Source organism: Actinosynnema sp. NPDC091369 (assembly GCF_044757065.1).
Taxonomy (GTDB): domain Bacteria; phylum Actinomycetota; class Actinomycetes; order Mycobacteriales; family Pseudonocardiaceae; genus Actinosynnema.
Genome location: NZ_JBIVUG010000003.1, coordinates 738466 through 754298, shown reverse-complemented (window position 1 = coordinate 754298; position 15833 = coordinate 738466). Strand labels below are relative to the sequence as shown.

At 71.7% G+C, this 15833-nt stretch carries 18 protein-coding genes; 5 read left to right on the top strand and 13 right to left on the bottom strand.

Annotated features, from left to right (window positions below):
• Positions 1 to 297: 297 nt before the first annotated feature.
• The gene (gene dctA, locus ACIQMJ_RS16215) at positions 298 to 1668 is read right to left on the bottom strand and encodes a C4-dicarboxylate transporter DctA (protein ID WP_499761747.1); all 1371 of its coding nucleotides are present in this window, start codon (positions 1666 to 1668) and stop codon (positions 298 to 300) included.
• 142 nt (positions 1669 to 1810) lie between these two features.
• Here dctA and ACIQMJ_RS16210 point away from each other — a divergent pair, with 142 nt between their 5' ends.
• Entirely contained in the window at positions 1811 to 2758 is a 948-nt protein-coding gene (locus ACIQMJ_RS16210; protein ID WP_499761746.1) for a TAXI family TRAP transporter solute-binding subunit, read from the top strand.
• Between the two features lie 406 nt (positions 2759 to 3164).
• Here the strand turns inward: ACIQMJ_RS16210 and ACIQMJ_RS16205 are convergent, their stop codons facing one another.
• Complete coding sequence (locus ACIQMJ_RS16205) at positions 3165 to 4520, bottom strand: sensor histidine kinase (RefSeq protein ID WP_499761745.1); 1356 nt, start codon at positions 4518 to 4520, stop codon at positions 3165 to 3167.
• Positions 4521 to 4596: 76 nt separating this feature from the next.
• On the opposite strand from ACIQMJ_RS16205, the gene ACIQMJ_RS16200 reads away from it, so the two are divergent.
• A complete protein-coding gene (locus ACIQMJ_RS16200; RefSeq protein WP_499761744.1) occupies positions 4597 to 5127 on the top strand; it encodes an AMIN-like domain-containing (lipo)protein in 531 nt (176 codons plus the stop codon).
• Between the two features lie 7 nt (positions 5128 to 5134).
• On the opposite strand, the gene ACIQMJ_RS16195 is transcribed toward ACIQMJ_RS16200, so the two are convergent.
• From ACIQMJ_RS16195 to ACIQMJ_RS16160, 8 genes are all read right to left on the bottom strand, one after another.
• Complete coding sequence (locus ACIQMJ_RS16195) at positions 5135 to 5800, bottom strand: response regulator transcription factor (RefSeq protein ID WP_499761743.1); 666 nt, start codon at positions 5798 to 5800, stop codon at positions 5135 to 5137.
• A 5-nt stretch (positions 5801 to 5805) separates the two neighbouring features.
• A complete protein-coding gene (gene lgt / locus ACIQMJ_RS16190; protein WP_499761742.1) occupies positions 5806 to 6804 on the bottom strand; it encodes a prolipoprotein diacylglyceryl transferase in 999 nt (332 codons plus the stop codon).
• Positions 6805 to 6839: 35 nt separating this feature from the next.
• On the bottom strand, positions 6840 to 7415 hold the full coding sequence (locus ACIQMJ_RS16185) for a Uma2 family endonuclease (protein WP_499761741.1): 576 nt from the start codon (positions 7413 to 7415) through the stop codon (positions 6840 to 6842).
• A 150-nt stretch (positions 7416 to 7565) separates the two neighbouring features.
• On the bottom strand, positions 7566 to 8351 hold the full coding sequence (gene trpA, locus ACIQMJ_RS16180) for a tryptophan synthase subunit alpha (RefSeq protein ID WP_499761740.1): 786 nt from the start codon (positions 8349 to 8351) through the stop codon (positions 7566 to 7568).
• The gene (trpB, locus tag ACIQMJ_RS16175) at positions 8348 to 9571 is read right to left on the bottom strand and encodes a tryptophan synthase subunit beta (protein WP_499761739.1); all 1224 of its coding nucleotides are present in this window, start codon (positions 9569 to 9571) and stop codon (positions 8348 to 8350) included. The genes trpA and trpB overlap by 4 nt, the downstream gene beginning before the upstream one ends.
• An 18-nt stretch (positions 9572 to 9589) precedes the next feature.
• On the bottom strand, positions 9590 to 10399 hold the full coding sequence (gene trpC / locus ACIQMJ_RS16170; RefSeq protein WP_499761738.1) for an indole-3-glycerol phosphate synthase TrpC: 810 nt from the start codon (positions 10397 to 10399) through the stop codon (positions 9590 to 9592).
• Positions 10400 to 10608: 209 nt separating this feature from the next.
• Complete coding sequence (locus ACIQMJ_RS16165) at positions 10609 to 11088, bottom strand: Trp biosynthesis-associated membrane protein (protein ID WP_499761737.1); 480 nt, start codon at positions 11086 to 11088, stop codon at positions 10609 to 10611.
• Positions 11081 to 12622 carry an anthranilate synthase component I gene (locus tag ACIQMJ_RS16160; protein WP_499761736.1) on the bottom strand — a complete coding sequence of 514 codons (1542 nt, stop codon included), beginning with the start codon at positions 12620 to 12622 and terminating at the stop codon, positions 11081 to 11083. The genes ACIQMJ_RS16165 and ACIQMJ_RS16160 overlap by 8 nt, the downstream gene beginning before the upstream one ends.
• A 95-nt stretch (positions 12623 to 12717) precedes the next feature.
• Here ACIQMJ_RS16160 and ACIQMJ_RS16155 point away from each other — a divergent pair, with 95 nt between their 5' ends.
• Positions 12718 to 13332 (top strand): TetR/AcrR family transcriptional regulator, encoded by a 615-nt coding sequence (locus tag ACIQMJ_RS16155; protein WP_499761735.1) that lies wholly within the window; start codon positions 12718 to 12720, stop codon positions 13330 to 13332.
• A gap of 4 nt (positions 13333 to 13336) precedes the next feature.
• Here ACIQMJ_RS16155 and hisI read toward each other — a convergent pair whose 3' ends face one another.
• Genes hisI through hisF form a run of 3 tightly spaced genes read right to left on the bottom strand, consistent with a single transcriptional unit; the run spans position 13337 to position 14852 of the window.
• The gene (gene hisI / locus ACIQMJ_RS16150; protein WP_499761734.1) at positions 13337 to 13705 is read right to left on the bottom strand and encodes a phosphoribosyl-AMP cyclohydrolase; all 369 of its coding nucleotides are present in this window, start codon (positions 13703 to 13705) and stop codon (positions 13337 to 13339) included.
• The gene (locus ACIQMJ_RS16145) at positions 13702 to 14079 is read right to left on the bottom strand and encodes a hypothetical protein (protein WP_499761733.1); all 378 of its coding nucleotides are present in this window, start codon (positions 14077 to 14079) and stop codon (positions 13702 to 13704) included. Before ACIQMJ_RS16145 ends, hisI begins: the two co-directional genes overlap by 4 nt.
• Positions 14079 to 14852 carry an imidazole glycerol phosphate synthase subunit HisF gene (hisF, locus tag ACIQMJ_RS16140; RefSeq protein WP_499761732.1) on the bottom strand — a complete coding sequence of 258 codons (774 nt, stop codon included), beginning with the start codon at positions 14850 to 14852 and terminating at the stop codon, positions 14079 to 14081. The genes ACIQMJ_RS16145 and hisF overlap by 1 nt, the downstream gene beginning before the upstream one ends.
• Before the next feature lie 331 nt (positions 14853 to 15183).
• Here hisF and ACIQMJ_RS16135 point away from each other — a divergent pair, with 331 nt between their 5' ends.
• Together ACIQMJ_RS16135 and ACIQMJ_RS16130 are read left to right on the top strand one after the other, a co-directional pair.
• Positions 15184 to 15387, top strand: coding sequence for a cold-shock protein (locus ACIQMJ_RS16135; protein ID WP_033437808.1), 204 nt, complete (start codon positions 15184 to 15186; stop codon positions 15385 to 15387).
• 79 nt (positions 15388 to 15466) lie between these two features.
• On the top strand, positions 15467 to 15832 hold the full coding sequence (locus ACIQMJ_RS16130; RefSeq protein WP_499761731.1) for a PPOX class F420-dependent oxidoreductase: 366 nt from the start codon (positions 15467 to 15469) through the stop codon (positions 15830 to 15832).
• The last annotated feature ends 1 nt before the right edge of the window (position 15833 follow it).

The following is a 15833-nucleotide window of genomic DNA, read 5'->3' as shown; positions in this document are numbered from 1 at the left end:
GGGTGCTGGGCACGGGACGACGATGGCCCGCGTGTTGACGAGACTTTAACAGTCGCGAAACGGATCCACACCATCCTTCGGGTGATCTTCGTCGGCGACTGGTAACGATTCGACCGGTCCGAGCGATACCTCGGCCGGCTTGTTACGCGTTGTTAAGCATAACGGAGCGATGCCCGTCGCGCGCGCCGGTGAGAGCCAGCCGACACGCCGGGCCGCGCCGCCGGTCCGACCGAACCCGCAGGTGAGCCCCCGTGCGCGCCGCCGGTGGGCGACGGCACAGGGGCTCACGGCGTCGCCTCAACGGGTACCGGCCGCCACGGCGTCACGCTCCGTGGCCTTCTCGTCACTGTGCTGGCGCTCGAGGAGGTCGTCCACGTCGACCGACGACGGGTTGTCCATCACCTCGCGCAACCGGTCGCGGTCCAACTGGCCCTGCCACCGTGCCACCACGAGGGTGCCGACGCCGTTGCCGATGACGTTGGTGATGGCCCGCGCCTCGGACATGAACCGGTCGATGCCCACGATGAGGGCGATGCCGACCGCCGGGATCGCGCTGTTGCCCTCGAACGCGCTCAGCGACGCCGCCAGCGTGACCAGGCCCGCGCCCGTCACGCCCGCCGCGCCCTTGCTGGCCAGCAGCATGAACAGCAGCAGCCCGATCTGCGTGCCCAGCCCCACGTCCGTGCCGGTCGCCTGGGCGATGAAGATCGCGCCCATGGTCAGGTAGATGCACGTGCCGTCGAGGTTGAACGAGTAACCGGTCGGGATGGTCAGGCCCACCACCGACTTGTCCGCGCCCGCCGCCTCCAGCTTCACCAGCATCCGCGGCAGCACCGTCTCCGACGACGACGTGCCGAGCACGATCAGCAGCTCGTCCTTGATGTACCGGAGGAACTTGAAGATCGAGAACCCGGCGTAGAGCGAGACGCCGCCCAGCACCACGACGACGAACAGCAGGCACGTGGCGTAGAACGAGCCCATCAGCCACGCCAGCTTGCCCAGGATCGAGCCGCCGAACTTGCCGATCGTGTAGGCGATGCCGCCGAACGCGCCGATCGGCGCCGCGTACATGACGATCTTGATGACGCCGAACATCACCTTGGCCGTGGTGTCCAGCGCGGACACCACCTTCTCGCCGCGCTTGCCCATGCCCGCCACGGCCACCGCGACCAGGATCGCGACCACCAGCACCTGGATCAGCTGGCCGTCGGTGAACGCGCCGAGGAACGACTTCGGCACCAGGCCGAGGATGAAGCCCGTGACGCCGGTCTCGGCGCTCTTGGCCTCGGCCAGCGTCTTGTCCGCCGCGCCGTCGCTGATCGGGACGGACGCGCCGTGGTGACCCGGCTGGACCAGGTTCACCACGATGAGGCCGATCGCCAGCGCCACCGTCGTCATCGCGGTGAAGTACAGGATGGTCCGCAGCGCCAGGCCGCCCGCCTTGGCCAGGTTGCCCAGGCCCGCGATGCCCACCACGACGGTGCAGAAGATCGTCGGCGCGATGACCACCTTCACCAGGGCGATGAAGAAGTCGGCCAGCCACTTCATGCCCGACGCCTGCGCCGGGAAGGCGTAGCCGACGATCACGCCCAGCACGATCGACACCAGCACCCAGAAGTAGAGGTGCTTGTAGATCGGTTTGCGCTCACGTGTTTGCGCGCTGACCACGTCTCCTCCAAGGGGGACCGATGGGAGTTGGTTGGTGATCCTGAGCACAGCGAGCGACCACGACAAGGAGTCCGCCGGAAACTTCAGATCCCTCTGACGTAACACCCCGTTCACCCCCGCCGGCGGGGTTAGTCTGCTGGTCGTGCGGGTGTCCCGGCGTTCGGTGCTGCGCGCCGCCGTCACGGCGGCCGTGCCCGCCTGCGTCGCCGGCTGCACGTCCACCCCACCGCCCGCACCGCCGGAACTGGTCCTGGCGACCGGCCCGGACGGCGCGGTGTTCCGCGAGATCGGCGGGGCGCTGGCGGCGGCGCTGGCGGACGAGCTGCCCGCGACCCGGGTGGTGGAGCGCCAGACCGGCGCGTCGGTGGAGAACGTTCGGCGGCTGCGCGCGGGCGAGGTGCACCTGGGCCTGTCCTCTTTGGACCCCCTGGTGGACGGCGCGGCGCTGCTCAGCGCCGAGGACCCGGGCGGCATCAGCGCGGTGGGCCGGCTCTACGACAGCTTCATGCAGGTCGCCGTGCCCGTGGACTCGCCGGTGCGGACGTTGGCCGACCTGGCCGGCCGACCGGTGTCGTTCGGCCCGTCGGAGTCGGGCACCGAGTTCACCGCGACCCGCCTGCTGTCGTTGCTGGGCGTGGAGGTGGACGCGCGCCGCATGACCCACGCCGACGCGGCCGAGGAGCTGATCGCCGGTTCGCTGGACGCGTTCCTGTCCCTGACCGGCATCCCGACCCCGGCCATCGCCGACCACCTCCACGAGTTCCCGCTGAGGCTGCTGGACCTGCCCGCCGAGGCCGAACAACTCGCCGAGACCTACCCGGGCCCGTACGTCCCGGCCACCATCCCCGCCACCACCTACGGCAACCTGGGGCCGTGCCACACGTTCGCCGTGCCGAACCTGCTGCTGGCCAGGACGTCACTGGACCCGGACGTGGTCGAGGTGGTGACGCGGACGGTGTTCACGCAGTCGGCCCGCATCGCCGCCGGCCACCCCGAGGCGAGTCGGATCAACGTGCGCACGGGCATCGCCACGGGCCAGATCCCCCTGCACCACGGCGCCGCCCGCTGGTTCCGCTCGACCAAGCGCTAGCCGGCACCGGGATGCCCACCCTCCTCGCCGATCACCCAATAGGGCGAAGCCGCGTGAGTGGAGAAACTTCCGGCACACCATTGACGTTGCCGGGATGGAAGGAGGCGGCACCCCACGGCGCACGGCACGCCCCCCAGGGCACCCGCCCCAGTGGGCACCGTGCAGCAGCGAGCACAGGGCGCACAGAGCGCAGCCGGCTAGCAGCGGGCCGGACGAGCACCACCCAAGCCGCCCAACACCACGCCCCCGCCCGCACCCCCGCGCCCACACCCGCGCACTCACGCCCCCCACACCCGCGCGCACCGATGCCCCGCGCCTGCGCCGCGTCCGCGCCGAGGCAGCCCCGTGCCGGCGTGTTGGGTGTTTGTCCGGGTGTCGGGTATCCGGGTGTCGGCGTGTCGGGTGTTCAGGTGCCGAGGTGGATGACCGCGTCCAGGCCGTGCGGCTCGACCGGGCGCAGGGTGAGGTCGCCGCCGGCCGAGGCGATCAGCTCGGCGCAGATGGCGAGTCCCAGGCCGGTGCCCGCGATGTTCTGGTGGCGCGGTGCGCGCCAGAAGCGGCTCAGGGCGGCGGCGCGTTCGTCGGGTGACAGGCCCGTGCCGTCGTCGGTCACGTGGAGCTCCACGCCGCCGTCCGTGGTCCTGCCCCAGACCTTCACCGCGGTGCCGCCGGAGAGGCGGATGGCGTTGCCGACCAGCTCGTCCAGCACGCTGCCCAGACCGCCGGGTGGTTCGAGGGCTCGCAGGCCCGGCGGGACGGCGATCTCCAGCCGCATGTCCCCCGCCAGCGCCCGCCAGCCGGGGACGTGGGTGGCGAGCAGGCCGTCCACGTCGACCGGTTCGGCGGCGGAGGCGCTGTCGAGGCGCGTGGCGGCCAGGAGGGTGTCCAGGACGCGCCCCATCTCCTCGGCCTCGTCCACGGCGATGCGTTGCGCCTCCCGGCCCTCGTCGTCGGTGACGTGGGGTGCCAGGTTGTCGACCGCGAGGCGGAGGCTGGCCAGCGGGTTGCGGAGCTGGTGGGAGGCGTCGGACACGAACGCGCGTTGGCGGCGCAGGGCGCGGCCGACGACGTCGACCATCGCGTTGAAGCTCGCGGCCAGGCGGCGCAGCTCCGGAGGCCCGCCCAGCTCGTCGGCACGCGCGTCGAGCTGCCCTCCCGCGACGGCGGCGGTGGCCTCGTCCAGCTTGCGGACCGGGCGCAGCACCCAGCGCGACATCGGCCACGCCACCGCGACCACGCCCAGCATCGGGATCATGCCGATCAACGCCAGGACGCCCCACTGGCGCAGGACCGCGGACCTGAGGCCGTCGGTCGGGGAGATGGTCACGACGGCCGCCACCACCTCGCTGTCCCGGCCCACCGGTTCGACCACGACGAGGTCGACCTGCTCCCACGGCCACACCGACTGGTCGGTGTCACCGCGGTAGCCGCCGAACGCCGCCTCCAGACCCACCTCGACGTTCCGGTCCGTCAGCGGGAACGGGCTGCGCGACGACTCCAGCACCGTGCCGTCCGTGCCGACCAGCGCCGCCGAGATGCCGTAGAGCTGGTCATAGCGGACCAGCTCCTCGCGCAGCGCGGTCAGCCGGCCCGACGCCAGCGCGTTCTCCGCCAGTGACGCGAACCGGCTCGCGTCACCCAACCGGTCGAGGTAGGTCTCCTGGCTCTCCCGCTGCACGACCGCGAACGCCAGCGGCACGCCGAGGGCCGCGACCAGGGCGACCAGCAGCGGGACGACGAGGACCAGCAGGCGGCGCAGCACGCGGAGGCAACCTCCAGGGGGTGACGTGCGTCATGTCGACTGCGGGCTGTTCCGGCCCGCGGAAGGGGGAATGAGCATGCTACGCAAGGTTGCGGTGTTACTCGCGGCGGTGACCGCCTTCGCCGTGGTGGCGCCGGTGGGGGCGTCGGCCGCGCCGGTCGCGTGCGCGCCGGTGGACTGGGGGTCGGGCGCCAAGTACGCGTCCCAGACCACGACCGGGCTGCTGACGAACATCCGCGCGGGTCAGCAGGAGTGCTACGACCGGCTGGTGTTCGACTTCGCGGGCACGAACGACGGCTACACCGTGCAGTACGTGTCCGAGGTGACGCACGAGGGGTCGGGCAAGCCGGTGCCGTTGCGCGGCGGCGGCAAGTTGCAGATCACGGTCAACTCGCCGGCCTACGACCAGGACGGCAACCCGACCTACACCTACCCGAACGGGTCGGAGCTGGTCGACGTCACGGGCTACCAGACGTTCCGTCAGGTCGCGTGGGCCGGGTCGTTCGAGGGCCAGACGACGGTCGGGCTGGGCGTGCGCGCCCTGCTGCCGTTCCGGGTGTTCACGCTGAGCAACCGGGTCGTGGTGGACGTCGCCCACGTGTGGTGACCGCCGGTCAGGTGTGGGCTGCCACCCGGTAGCCCACACCCCGGATCGTCTCGATGCGCAGCGCGTCGCCGAGCTTGCCGCGCAGGGCGGCGATGTGGGTGTCCAGGGTGCGTGACGGCGCTTCCCAGTGCGCCTGCCACACCTGGTCGACGATGAGGTCGCGGCTGACGACCGTGCCCGCGCGGCCGACCAGCAGGGCGAGCAGGTCGAACTCCTTGCGGGTCAGCGGCACCGGTTCGCCGTGCAGCCGGGCTTCCCGGCCCGCCGGGTCGAGGGTGAGCGGGCCGAGCGTGATCTCGTGCTCGCGTTCGGCGGCACGGGCCGCGCGGGTGCGACGCAGCACGGCTTCGATGCGGGCCAGCAGCTCGGCGGTGCCGAACGGCTTCACCACGTAGTCGTCCGCGCCGAGGCGCAGGCCGAGCACCCGTTCCCGCTCCTCGCCGCGGGCGGTGACGGTGATGATCGCGGTGCCGGTGCGGCGGCGGAGTTCGCGCAGCACGTCGAGGCCGTCGCCGTCGGGCAGCCCCAGGTCGAGCAGTACGACGTCCGCCGGTGGTGCGGTCAGCGCGGCGGCGGCGGTGGCCACGCGGTGGACCTCGTAGCCGGCGTGCCGGAGCGCGGTGAGCAGGCCACGCGCCACCCGGTCGTCATCTTCGACGACGAGGATGCGCATGGCGGCTACTGGTCCGGCTTGTCGCCGGTGTCCGCGGGCTTCTCGGGCGTGGCCTTCGTGTCGGGGACGGTCGTCCCTTCGGCGTCGGTCGCCGGTTCGTCGCCGCTCGCGTACGGCGACTCGGCCGGTTCGGCGGCGGACGGGTCCTCGCGCACGATGACCTCACGCTCGCCCTTCTTCGCGGCGAGCAGGAAGTAGACGACGGCGCCGAGGAACACCACGACGGAGGTGATGACGTTGATCCGCAGCCCGAACACCTGGGTGGCCGGGTCGGTGCGCATCAGCTCGATCCAGAACCGGCCGGCCGTGTAGCCCGCGACGTACAGCGCGAACACCCGGCCGTGGCCCAGCCGGAACTTCCGGTCGGCCCACACGATGAGCAGCGCCACGCCGAGGTTCCACAGCAGTTCGTAGAGGAACGTCGGGTGCACGATCTCGATCGGCGTGTGGTCCAGCGCCACGCCGGCGAGCTCGTCCTTGAAGCCGGTGTCGGGGTCGACGCGCTCGTAGATCTCCAGGCCCCACGGCAGCGTGGTGGGACCGCCGTAGAGCTCCTGGTTGAAGTAGTTGCCGAGGCGGCCGACGGCCTGCGCGGTGACGATGCCGGGCGCGAGCGCGTCCGCCATCGCGGGCAGCGGGATGCCCTTGCGGCGGCACGCGATCCACGCGCCGACGCCACCCAGCGCGATGGCGCCCCAGATGCCGAGGCCGCCGTTCCAGATGGCCAGGGCTTCGAGCGGGTTGCGACCCTCGCCGAAGTACTTGTCGTGGTCCGTCGCCACGTGGTACAGCCGCCCGCCGATCAGGCCGAACGGGACCGCGAACACGGCGATGTCGGTGACCTCGCCCTTCAGCCCACCGCGCGCCACCCAGCGGCGCTCACCCCACCAGATGGCCAGGATGATGCCGAGGATGATGCACAGCGCGTAGGCGCGGATCGGGATCGGTCCCAGTTGCCACACGCCCTGGTCGGGGCTGGGGATCGTCGCGAGGTAAGTCGTCACCACGGCCACCACCGTAGTGGGTGCGGCCGTTCGTCCTACGGCGACAGCTCGATTGTTACCGGGAAGGGTCGTTCGAGCTTCAGGTACCCGCCCTCGCTGCGCGCCGTCTCCACGTACTTCCCGGCCTCCAGTTCGAACATGGTCGCCACGGGCTCGCGCCCCGCGGGGTCGACGAGCAGGTAGAACGGCACTCGGCCCACCGCGTACAGGTCTCGCTTGAGCGTCAGGTCCTGCTGTCGCGTGCTCGGTGACAGGACCTCGCCGGCCAGGACCAGGTCCTCGACGGGCAGCACCAGGCCGGTACGTCCGCGCACGACGACGCCGAAGTCGGGGATGAGCATCCGGGTGGGAGACAGGCCGAGGTTGAAGCCGGGCAGCACCTGGTAGTCGGGTGGGCAGGCCGTCCGCAAGCCGAAGTACACGTCGCCGACGAGGCTCTGGTGCAGGAGGTTCCCGAGGGGGCTCACGATCAGCGCCCCGTCCACCAGCTCGACCCGCTGCGACAGGTCCTCGGGTAGCGCGAGGACGTCGTCGAGGGTCCAGGGCCCTTCGTGGCGGAACCAGGGGGCAGGATGACCGACGTCGTGTTCGTAGTCCGCCGGCAGAGCCATGCGACATCACCTCCGGGGGCAGCCCGACGCACGCCAGTGTCGCACGTCGGGTCGTGGGTGGGCTTGATCACGAGCCCAGGATGCCCACGACCACCGACAGTTTCGAGCCTCGGGAGCCGCCGAACGGACTAGTTCACTCGAACGTGCGTGCTACACGGCCGCTGCCGCTTGGCGCACCCCACTGGCCAACTCCTCGGTCAGCGCCGCCACGGTGTCGTCCTGCACCGCGGACACGAACGCCGAGCCCACGATGACACCGTCCGCGAACGCCGCGAGTTCCGCCGCCTGAGCGCCGTTGCGCACGCCCAACCCGACCCCGATCGGCATGTCGGTGTGCTCGCGCACCCGCTTGACCAGCGCCGGAGCCGCGGACGACACCACATCGCGGGCACCCGTCACGCCCATCACCGAGGTCGCGTACAGGAACCCGCGCGACGACCGGGCGGTCAACGAGATCCGCTCCTCCGTGGACGACGGCGCGACCAGGAAGATCCGATCCAGGTCGTGGGCCTCCGTGGCCTCGATCCACTCGGCGCCCTCGTCCGGCACGAGGTCGGGCGTGATGACGCCCAGCCCGCCGGCCGCCGCCAGGTCGCGCGCGAACCGGTCCACCCCGTAGGCCAGCACCGGGTTCCAGTACGTCATCACGACCGCGCGCCCACCGGCCGCCGCCACCGACTCGACCACGCCGAACAGGTCGCGCACCCGGAACCCGCCGCGCAGCGCCTGCTCGGCCGCGCGCTGGATCGTCACGCCGTCCATCACCGGGTCGGAGAACGGCAGGCCGACCTCGACGAGGTCGCACCCGGACGACACCATCGTCCGCAGCACGTCCTTCGACCCCTCGACCGTGGGGTACCCGGCGGGCAGGTACCCGATCAGGGCCGCCCGCGACTCCGCCCGACAAGCCGAGAAAACCGGATCAAGCCTGCTCACGACTCCACCCCCAGCCCGAACCACTTGATCGCGGTGTCCATGTCCTTGTCGCCGCGCCCGGACAGGTTCACCAGGATCAACCCCTCCGGGCCCAGCTCGCGGCCGAGCACGAGCGCGCCGGCCAGGGCGTGCGCCGACTCGACCGCCGGGATGATGCCCTCCTCGCGCGACAGCAGCGCGAACGCCTCCATCGCCTGGGCGTCGGTCACGGGCCGGTACTCGGCGCGGCCGCTGTCCTTGAGGAACGCGTGCTCGGGGCCGACGCCGGGGTAGTCCAGGCCGGCCGAGATGGAGTGCGCCTCGGCGATCTGCCCGTCTTCGTCCTGGAGCACGTAGGACATGGCGCCGTGCAGCGAGCCGGGCGTGCCGGCGGTCAGCGTCGCGCCGTGCCGGTCGGTGTCGATGCCGTCGCCGCCGGGTTCCAGGCCGACCAGTCGCACGGACGGGTCGTCGATGAAGCCGTGGAAGATGCCGATGGCGTTCGACCCGCCGCCGACGCACGCGGCCACCACGTCCGGCAGCCGGCCCGCCTTCTCCAGGATCTGCTCGCGCGCCTCGATGCCGATGATCCGGTGGAAGTCGCGCACGAGCACCGGGAACGGGTGCGGCCCGGCGGCGGTGCCGAGCAGGTAGTGCGTGTCGTCGACGTTGGCGACCCAGTCGCGCAGCGCCTCGTTGATGGCGTCCTTCAGCGTGCGCGAGCCGGTCTTGACCGGGATGACCCGCGCGCCGAGCAGCCGCATCCGGGCCACGTTGAGCGCCTGCCGCTCGGTGTCGACCTCGCCCATGTAGACGACGCAGTCCAGGCCCATCAGGGCGCAGGCGGTGGCCGTGGCCACGCCGTGCTGGCCCGCGCCGGTCTCGGCGATGACCCGCTTCTTGCCCATGCGCTTGGTCAGCAGCGCCTGGCCCAGCACGTTGTTGATCTTGTGCGAGCCGGTGTGGTTGAGGTCCTCGCGCTTGAGGAAGATCCGCGCGCCGCCCGCGTGGGCGGCGAACTTCGGCGCCTCCGTGAGCAGCGACGGCCGCCCGGCGAAGTCGCGCAGCAGGCGCGCGAACTCGTCCAGGAACTCGGGGTCGACCCGCGCCTTCTCGTAGAACGCGGCGAGCTCGTCCACTGCGGCGATGAGCGCTTCCGGCATGAACCGGCCGCCCCACGGCCCGAAGTGGCCCCGCTCGTCCGGGTCGTGGGGTGTCGGAGCCAACTGGCCGCGCGCCATGCGCTCTCCTTCGGGGTCTTACCGACTGGGCCGGGGGCACGCCGGGTGCGACCCGGCCGTCACCAGCTTGTTCACCGCGACCTTGGGGTCGCCGCTCGTCACCAGGCTCTCGCCGACCAGCACCGCGTCGGCGCCCGCGCCCGCGTACGCCATCAGGTCACCCGGTCCGGTGACACCGGACTCGGCGATCTTGATGGTGTCGAAGGGCAGGCCGGGCGCGATCCGCCCGAACACGTCCTTGTCCACTTCCAGGGTGTGCAGGTTGCGCGCGTTCACGCCGATGACGCTCGCGCCCGCCTCCAGCGCGCGATCGGCCTCCTCGGCCGTGTGGACCTCGACCAGGGCCGTCATGCCCAGCGACTCCACGCGGTCGAGCAGGGAGACCAGCGCGTTCTGCTCCAGCGCCGCCACGATCAGCAGCACCAGGTCCGCGCCGTGCAGGCGCGCCTCGTGCACCTGGTAGGGGCTGACGATGAAGTCCTTGCGCAGCAGGGGCACGCCCACCGCCGCGCGCACCGCGTCGAAGTCCTCCAGCGACCCGCCGAAGCGGCGCTGCTCGGTCAGCACGCTGATCGCCCGCGCGCCGCCCAGCTCGTACTGCTTGGCGAGGTCGGCGGGCTCCGGGATGTCGGCCAGCTGCCCCTTGGACGGGCTGCGCCGCTTCACCTCGGCGATGACGCCGACGCCCGGCCCGCGCAGGATCGACATCACGTCCTGCGGCGGCGGCACCTTCGCCGCCTTCTCCCTGAGCACGTCGAACGGCAGTGCCGCCTCGCGCGCGGCGAGATCCTCGCGGACGCCTTCGATGATCGACTCCAGCACGGTCATCCGAGCACCTCGCTCGACTCCGTCAGACCTTCCGGTTCAGTCGCAAGCTCCCGCACGTCATGCTCCCCTTCCCGCCACGAGGATGCTAACCCCGCCGCGAACCCCGTCCGGCCACCGGGTGGGCCCGTTCCCGCAGTTGACCAGGGTCCTCGCGAGCCGACGTGCGCAAACGTGCGCCGCCGGCGCGTCAGCGGGACGTCAGCCGGTCGTCAGTCCCGTTCCGTGGGATCATCGCCGCGTTCCAGGGCGTTCCACAGCTCGCGCTCGGGATCGGCGGTGCGCTTGGCCGCGCCGGGCGTCTGGTAGCCGCCTCCCAAGCGGGGCATGGCCGATCCGCGCACGACCAGCAGCACGCCCGCCGCGACCGCCGGCGCCGCGCCCAGCAGCACGAGGCCGCGGGCGGTCACCGGCCCGTCGACGTCCACCCCTTGGAACGCCGCCGCCGCGCCGGCGAGCAGCACGACGACGCCCAGCACGCGCCGCACCCAGCCGCTCAACGCCACCACGGCGGCGATCGCGGCCAGGCACAGCAGCGCCAACGGGGTCAGCGCGGGCGCGACGTCACCACCCCTTCGGTCCGCCGAAGCGTCCCAGGACATGGCCGACGCGCCCCACAGCGCCACCGCGGCGAGCAGCAGCAGCGCCACCACGATCCACAGTGGACGCCTCGCGGACGGCTGCTCAGACACGGGCCGGGTCCACCGCCGGCGCCATGGTCTGCGCGGTCGCGATCGCCGACAGCACCGCGCCTGCCTTGTTCAGGCACTCGTTGTCCTCGGCCACCGGGTCGGAGTCGGCCACGATGCCGCCGCCCGCCTGCACGTACGCCACGCCGTCGCGCACCAGGGCGGTGCGGATGGCGATCGCGGTGTCCGCGTCACCCGCGAAGTCCAGGTAGCCGACGACGCCGCCGTACAGGCCGCGCCGGGTCGGCTCCAGCTCCTCGATCAGCTCCATCGCGCGCGGCTTGGGCGCGCCGGACAGGGTGCCCGCCGGGAAGCACGCCGCGACCGCGTCGAACGCCGTCCGCCCCTCGGCGAGCTCGCCGCTGACCGTGGACACGATGTGCATGACGTGGCTGTACCGCTCGACCTTGAAGAAGTCGACCACGGTCACCGAACCCGGCTTGCACACCCGGCCCAGGTCGTTGCGGCCCAGGTCGACCAGCATCAGGTGCTCGGCGCGCTCCTTGTGGTCGGCCAGCAGGTCCTTCTCCAGCAGGGCGTCTTCCTCGTCGTCGACGCCCCTCCACCGGGTGCCCGCGATCGGGTGAGTGGTGGCCTTGCCGTCGCGCACGGTCACCAACGACTCCGGGCTGCACCCGACGATGTCGAAGTCGTCCAGCCGCAGCAGGTACATGTACGGGCTCGGGTTCGACGTGCGCAGCACGCGGTAGATGTCGAGCGGGTCGGCGGTGGTGCGCATCTCGAACCGCTGCGACAGCACGACCTGGAACGCCTCACCGGCGCGGATGGCCTCCTTGGCCTTCTCCACGACCGCGTAGTGCTCCTGCTGCGAGCGGCGGCGCACGAACTCCGGCTTGGGCCGGGCGAACACCGCGACGGTGGGCGGCGCGGGGCTCTGGAGGTCCTGGGTCATCGCGTCGAGCCGGGCCACCGCGTCGTCGTAGGCCGCGTCCACCCGTTCCGGCGAGTCGTCCCAGTTGATGGCGTTGGCGATGAGCGTAACGGTGCCCTCGTGGTGGTCCAGCGCGGCCAGGTCGGTGGCCAGCAGCATCACCAGCTCCGGCACCTCCAGGTCGTCCTCGGCCAGCGACGGCAGCCGCTCCAGCCGCCGCACGGCGTCGTAGCCGATGTAGCCGACCATCCCGCCGGTCAGCGGCGGCAGGCCGGGCAGCGGGTCGGTGCGCAGCACCTCGATCGTCTCGCGCAGCGCCACCAGCGGGTCGCCGCCCTCGGGCAGGCCGACGGGGTGCGGTCCGAGCCAGAACGCCTCGCCGCCGGTCGCGGTCAGCGCGCCCGCGCTGCGCGCCCCGACGAACGACCAGCGCGACCAGGAGCGGCCGTTCTCGGCCGACTCGAACAGGAACGTGCCCGGCCGGTCCGCCGCGAGCTTGCGGTACAGCCCGACGGGCGTCTCCGCGTCCGCCAGCAGCCGCCGCACCACCGGGATGACCCGCCGCTGGGCGGCGAGCTCGCGGAACTCCTCGCGCGTCGGGCTGACCTCGCCCAGACCCGCACCTGCACCGATGACGCTCACCATGGCGACATTGTGCCGGTTCGACATATACGGGTGTTCGGCCGGTCCCTATTTCAACGTGCGTTGAAAAAAGGGGGGCGTTATCGCATGATGATGGCGTGAACACCGGCTCGAACCAAACCGAACCCAAGCGCCGCGGTCGCCGGGCGGGCGGCGAGGACACCAAGGCCGCGCTGCTGGCCGCCGCCCGCGAGATCTTCGTCGAACGCGGCTACGAAGGCGCCACCGTCCGGTCCATCGCGGCCCGCGCCGGGGTCGACGCGGCCATGGTCAACCACTGGTTCGGAGGCAAGGAAGCCCTGTTCGCCAAGGCCGTGCTCCAGGTGCCGGTGGACGTCAACGCGCTGGTCGACCGCATCCTCGACGGCCCCGACGAGGGGATCGGCGAACGCATCGTGCGCAACTTCATCGGCATCTGGGACCCCATCGGCGGCGGCCAGTTCGCCGCGATGGTGCGCAGCGTGACGGCGCACGACCAGGTCGCCGAGGTGCTGCGCGCCTTCTTCGTCGGCACGCTGCTCAAGAGGGTCGTCGCGCACCTGGCCGTGCCGGACGCCGAGCTGCGCGCGACGCTGGTGGCCAGCCAGATCTTCGGCATGGGCATGGTGCGGTACGTGCTCCGGTTCGAGCCGCTGGCCTCGGCCGACGTCGAGACGATGGTCAAGGCCATCGCGCCCAACCTCCAGCGCTACCTGACCGGCGACCTGGGCTGAGCCCTCAGCCGGCGTGCCCGGGTTCGGCGGGTCCCAGCAGCACCGCGGCGTCGAAGCAGGTCGCGTCACCGGTGTGGCAGGCCGCGCCGACCTGGTCCACGACCAGCAGCACGGTGTCGCCGTCGCAGTCCAGCCGCACCTCGTGCACGTACTGCGTGTGCCCGGACGTCTCGCCCTTCACCCACAGCTGCTGCCGGCTGCGCGAGTAGTACGTCGCGCGGCGGGTGGTGAGCGTGCGGTGCAGGGCCTCATCGTCCATCCACGCCACCATCAGCACCTCGCCGGTGCCGCGCCGCTGCGCCACCGCGCAGACCAGGCCGTCGGCGGTGCGCTTGAGCCGTGAGGCGATGGACGGGTCGAGCGCGCTGGTCAACGCTGTCCTCCGAGGAAGTGGATCCGGGCGGGCTTGGTGTTGAGCATCACCACGGCGAAGACGTGCGCGGCGGACAGCACGCCCGACAGCACGCGGATCCACACCGGGCCTTGGTTGAGGACGGCGAGCAGGTGGATGAGCGCCACCAGGCCGAACAGGAACGCGGCGGTCAGCCGGGCCGGGCGCAGGCCCGCCACCAGGCCGCCGACCGCGAGCAGCTCGAGCACCGCGACGATCACCGGGAACTTGATCCACGTCGGGTCGTCCTCGACCTGCCACTGGACCAGCCCCATGAACACGAACGCCAGGCCGCCCGCCGCGCCGATCAGGATCGCCAGGAACGCCTCGGTGGGCGCGTTGCGCGGGGTGAGCATCAGCGCACCTCCACGCCCGCGTCGCGCAGGCTCCGCTTCACGTCGCCGATGCGCAGCGTGCCGAAGTGGAAGACGCTGGCCGCGAGGACGGCGTCCGCGCCCTCGGCCACCGCGGGCGGGAAGTGCTCGACCGCGCCCGCGCCGCCGCTGGCGATCAGCGGCACGTCGACCACCTTCCGGGTGAGTCGGATCAGCTCCAGGTCGAACCCGGCCTTGGTGCCGTCGGCGTCCATCGAGTTCAGCAGAATCTCGCCGACGCCCAGCTCCTGGCCGCGCGCGGCCCACTCGACCGCGTCGATGCCGGTGCCCTTGCGCCCGCCGTGCGTGGTGACCTCGAACCCCGAGGAGGTCGGCCGCTCGCCCCCGGGCACGCGCCGCGCGTCCACCGACAGCACGATGCACTGGGCGCCGAACCGGCGGGACAGCTCGCCCAGCAGCTCCGGACGGGCGATCGCGGCCGTGTTCACGCTCACCTTGTCCGCGCCCGCGCGCAGCAGCTTGTCCACGTCCTCCGCGCTGCGCACGCCGCCGCCCACGGTCAGCGGGATGAACACCTGCTCGGCCGTGCGGCGGACCACGTCGAACGTGGTCTCGCGGTCGCTGGACGACGCCGTCACGTCCAGGAACGTCAGCTCGTCCGCGCCCTCCGCGTCGTAGGCCCGCGCCAGCTCGACCGGGTCGCCCGCGTCGACGAGGTTGGTGAAGTTCACACCCTTCACGACCCTGCCCCGGTCGACGTCCAGGCAGGGGATCACGCGCACCGCGACTGACATGGCCAAAAGCCTACGTGGACGCCCTGAGCGGCCGGCTTCCGGTGCCCGAGCGCTCAACCCGCGTGTTCCGGACGCACGACACGGGCGACCCGGACGGAGGACACGCCGGTGCTGAAACGTGGGCCTCATGACACCTGAACGTGGGATTCGTGGCGATGAGTGGGCGACGTGGCGGCGAAAGTGTGGTTCACTTGTGGAGGTCGCAAGTTTTGTGTTCGTGTCATCCACGCTCGCGAAACATTGTTTGAGCGTGTGATTCCTCAGGGTCAGCGTTTGGACCGGCCCCAGCGGGTGCGTTCGCCCCGTTGGTAGCTGTATGAGGAGTACAAAGATGGCGCAGGGCACCGTGAAGTGGTTCAACTCGGAGAAGGGCTTCGGCTTCATCTCCCCCGAGGATGGCGGCGCGGACGTGTTCGTGCACTACTCGGAGATCCAGAGCGGCGGCTACCGCAGCCTGGAAGAGAACCAGCGGGTGAGCTTCGACGTCGGCCAGGGCGCCAAGGGCCCCCAGGCGACGAACGTGACGGTCATCTGACCTGAGCGTGACCGGAAGAGCCCCGTTCCCCCCGAGGGAGCGGGGCTCTTCCGCATCCCGGCGGCTAACGTTGCCCGACATGGACCTCGCTGCCGGCAAGTACCTGCTGTTGACCACCTTCCGCAAGGACGGCACCGCCGTGCCGACACCCGTGTGGGTCGCGGGCGAGCACGGCACGCTCTACGCGTGGTCGGCCGCCGACGCGGGCAAGGTCAAGCGCATCCGCCGCAGCGGCGACGTCCGGATCGGGCCGTGCGACGTGCGCGGCAAGCCCACCGGCGAGCAGGTCCCGGCCACCGCGCGGCTGCTCGACCAGGCGGGCAGCGACCGGGTGCGGTCCCTCATCGCGAAGAAGTACGGCGTGCTGGGCAGGCTCACGCTGCTCGGCAGCCGGGTGCGCCGCGGCCGTGAGGGCACGATCGGCATCGAGATCAAGCCCGCCTAGC

Coding starts and splice junctions, on each gene's coding strand:
- ACIQMJ_RS16200 (WP_499761744.1), top strand. CDS start 4,597: ATGCTACGCAAGGTTGCGGTGTTACTCGCGGCGGTGACCGCCTTCGCC.
- ACIQMJ_RS16195 (WP_499761743.1), bottom strand. CDS start 5,800: ATGCGCATCCTCGTCGTCGAAGATGACGACCGGGTGGCGCGTGGCCTG.
- ACIQMJ_RS16185 (WP_499761741.1), bottom strand. CDS start 7,415: ATGGCTCTGCCGGCGGACTACGAACACGACGTCGGTCATCCTGCCCCC.
- trpB (WP_499761739.1), bottom strand. CDS start 9,571: ATGGCGCGCGGCCAGTTGGCTCCGACACCCCACGACCCGGACGAGCGG.
- trpC (WP_499761738.1), bottom strand. CDS start 10,399: ATGACCGTGCTGGAGTCGATCATCGAAGGCGTCCGCGAGGATCTCGCC.
- ACIQMJ_RS16160 (WP_499761736.1), bottom strand. CDS start 12,622: ATGGTGAGCGTCATCGGTGCAGGTGCGGGTCTGGGCGAGGTCAGCCCG.
- ACIQMJ_RS16145 (WP_499761733.1), bottom strand. CDS start 14,079: ATGCTCACCCCGCGCAACGCGCCCACCGAGGCGTTCCTGGCGATCCTG.
- hisF (WP_499761732.1), bottom strand. CDS start 14,852: ATGTCAGTCGCGGTGCGCGTGATCCCCTGCCTGGACGTCGACCGGGGC.
- ACIQMJ_RS16135 (WP_033437808.1), top strand. CDS start 15,184: ATGGCGCAGGGCACCGTGAAGTGGTTCAACTCGGAGAAGGGCTTCGGC.
- ACIQMJ_RS16130 (WP_499761731.1), top strand. CDS start 15,467: ATGGACCTCGCTGCCGGCAAGTACCTGCTGTTGACCACCTTCCGCAAG.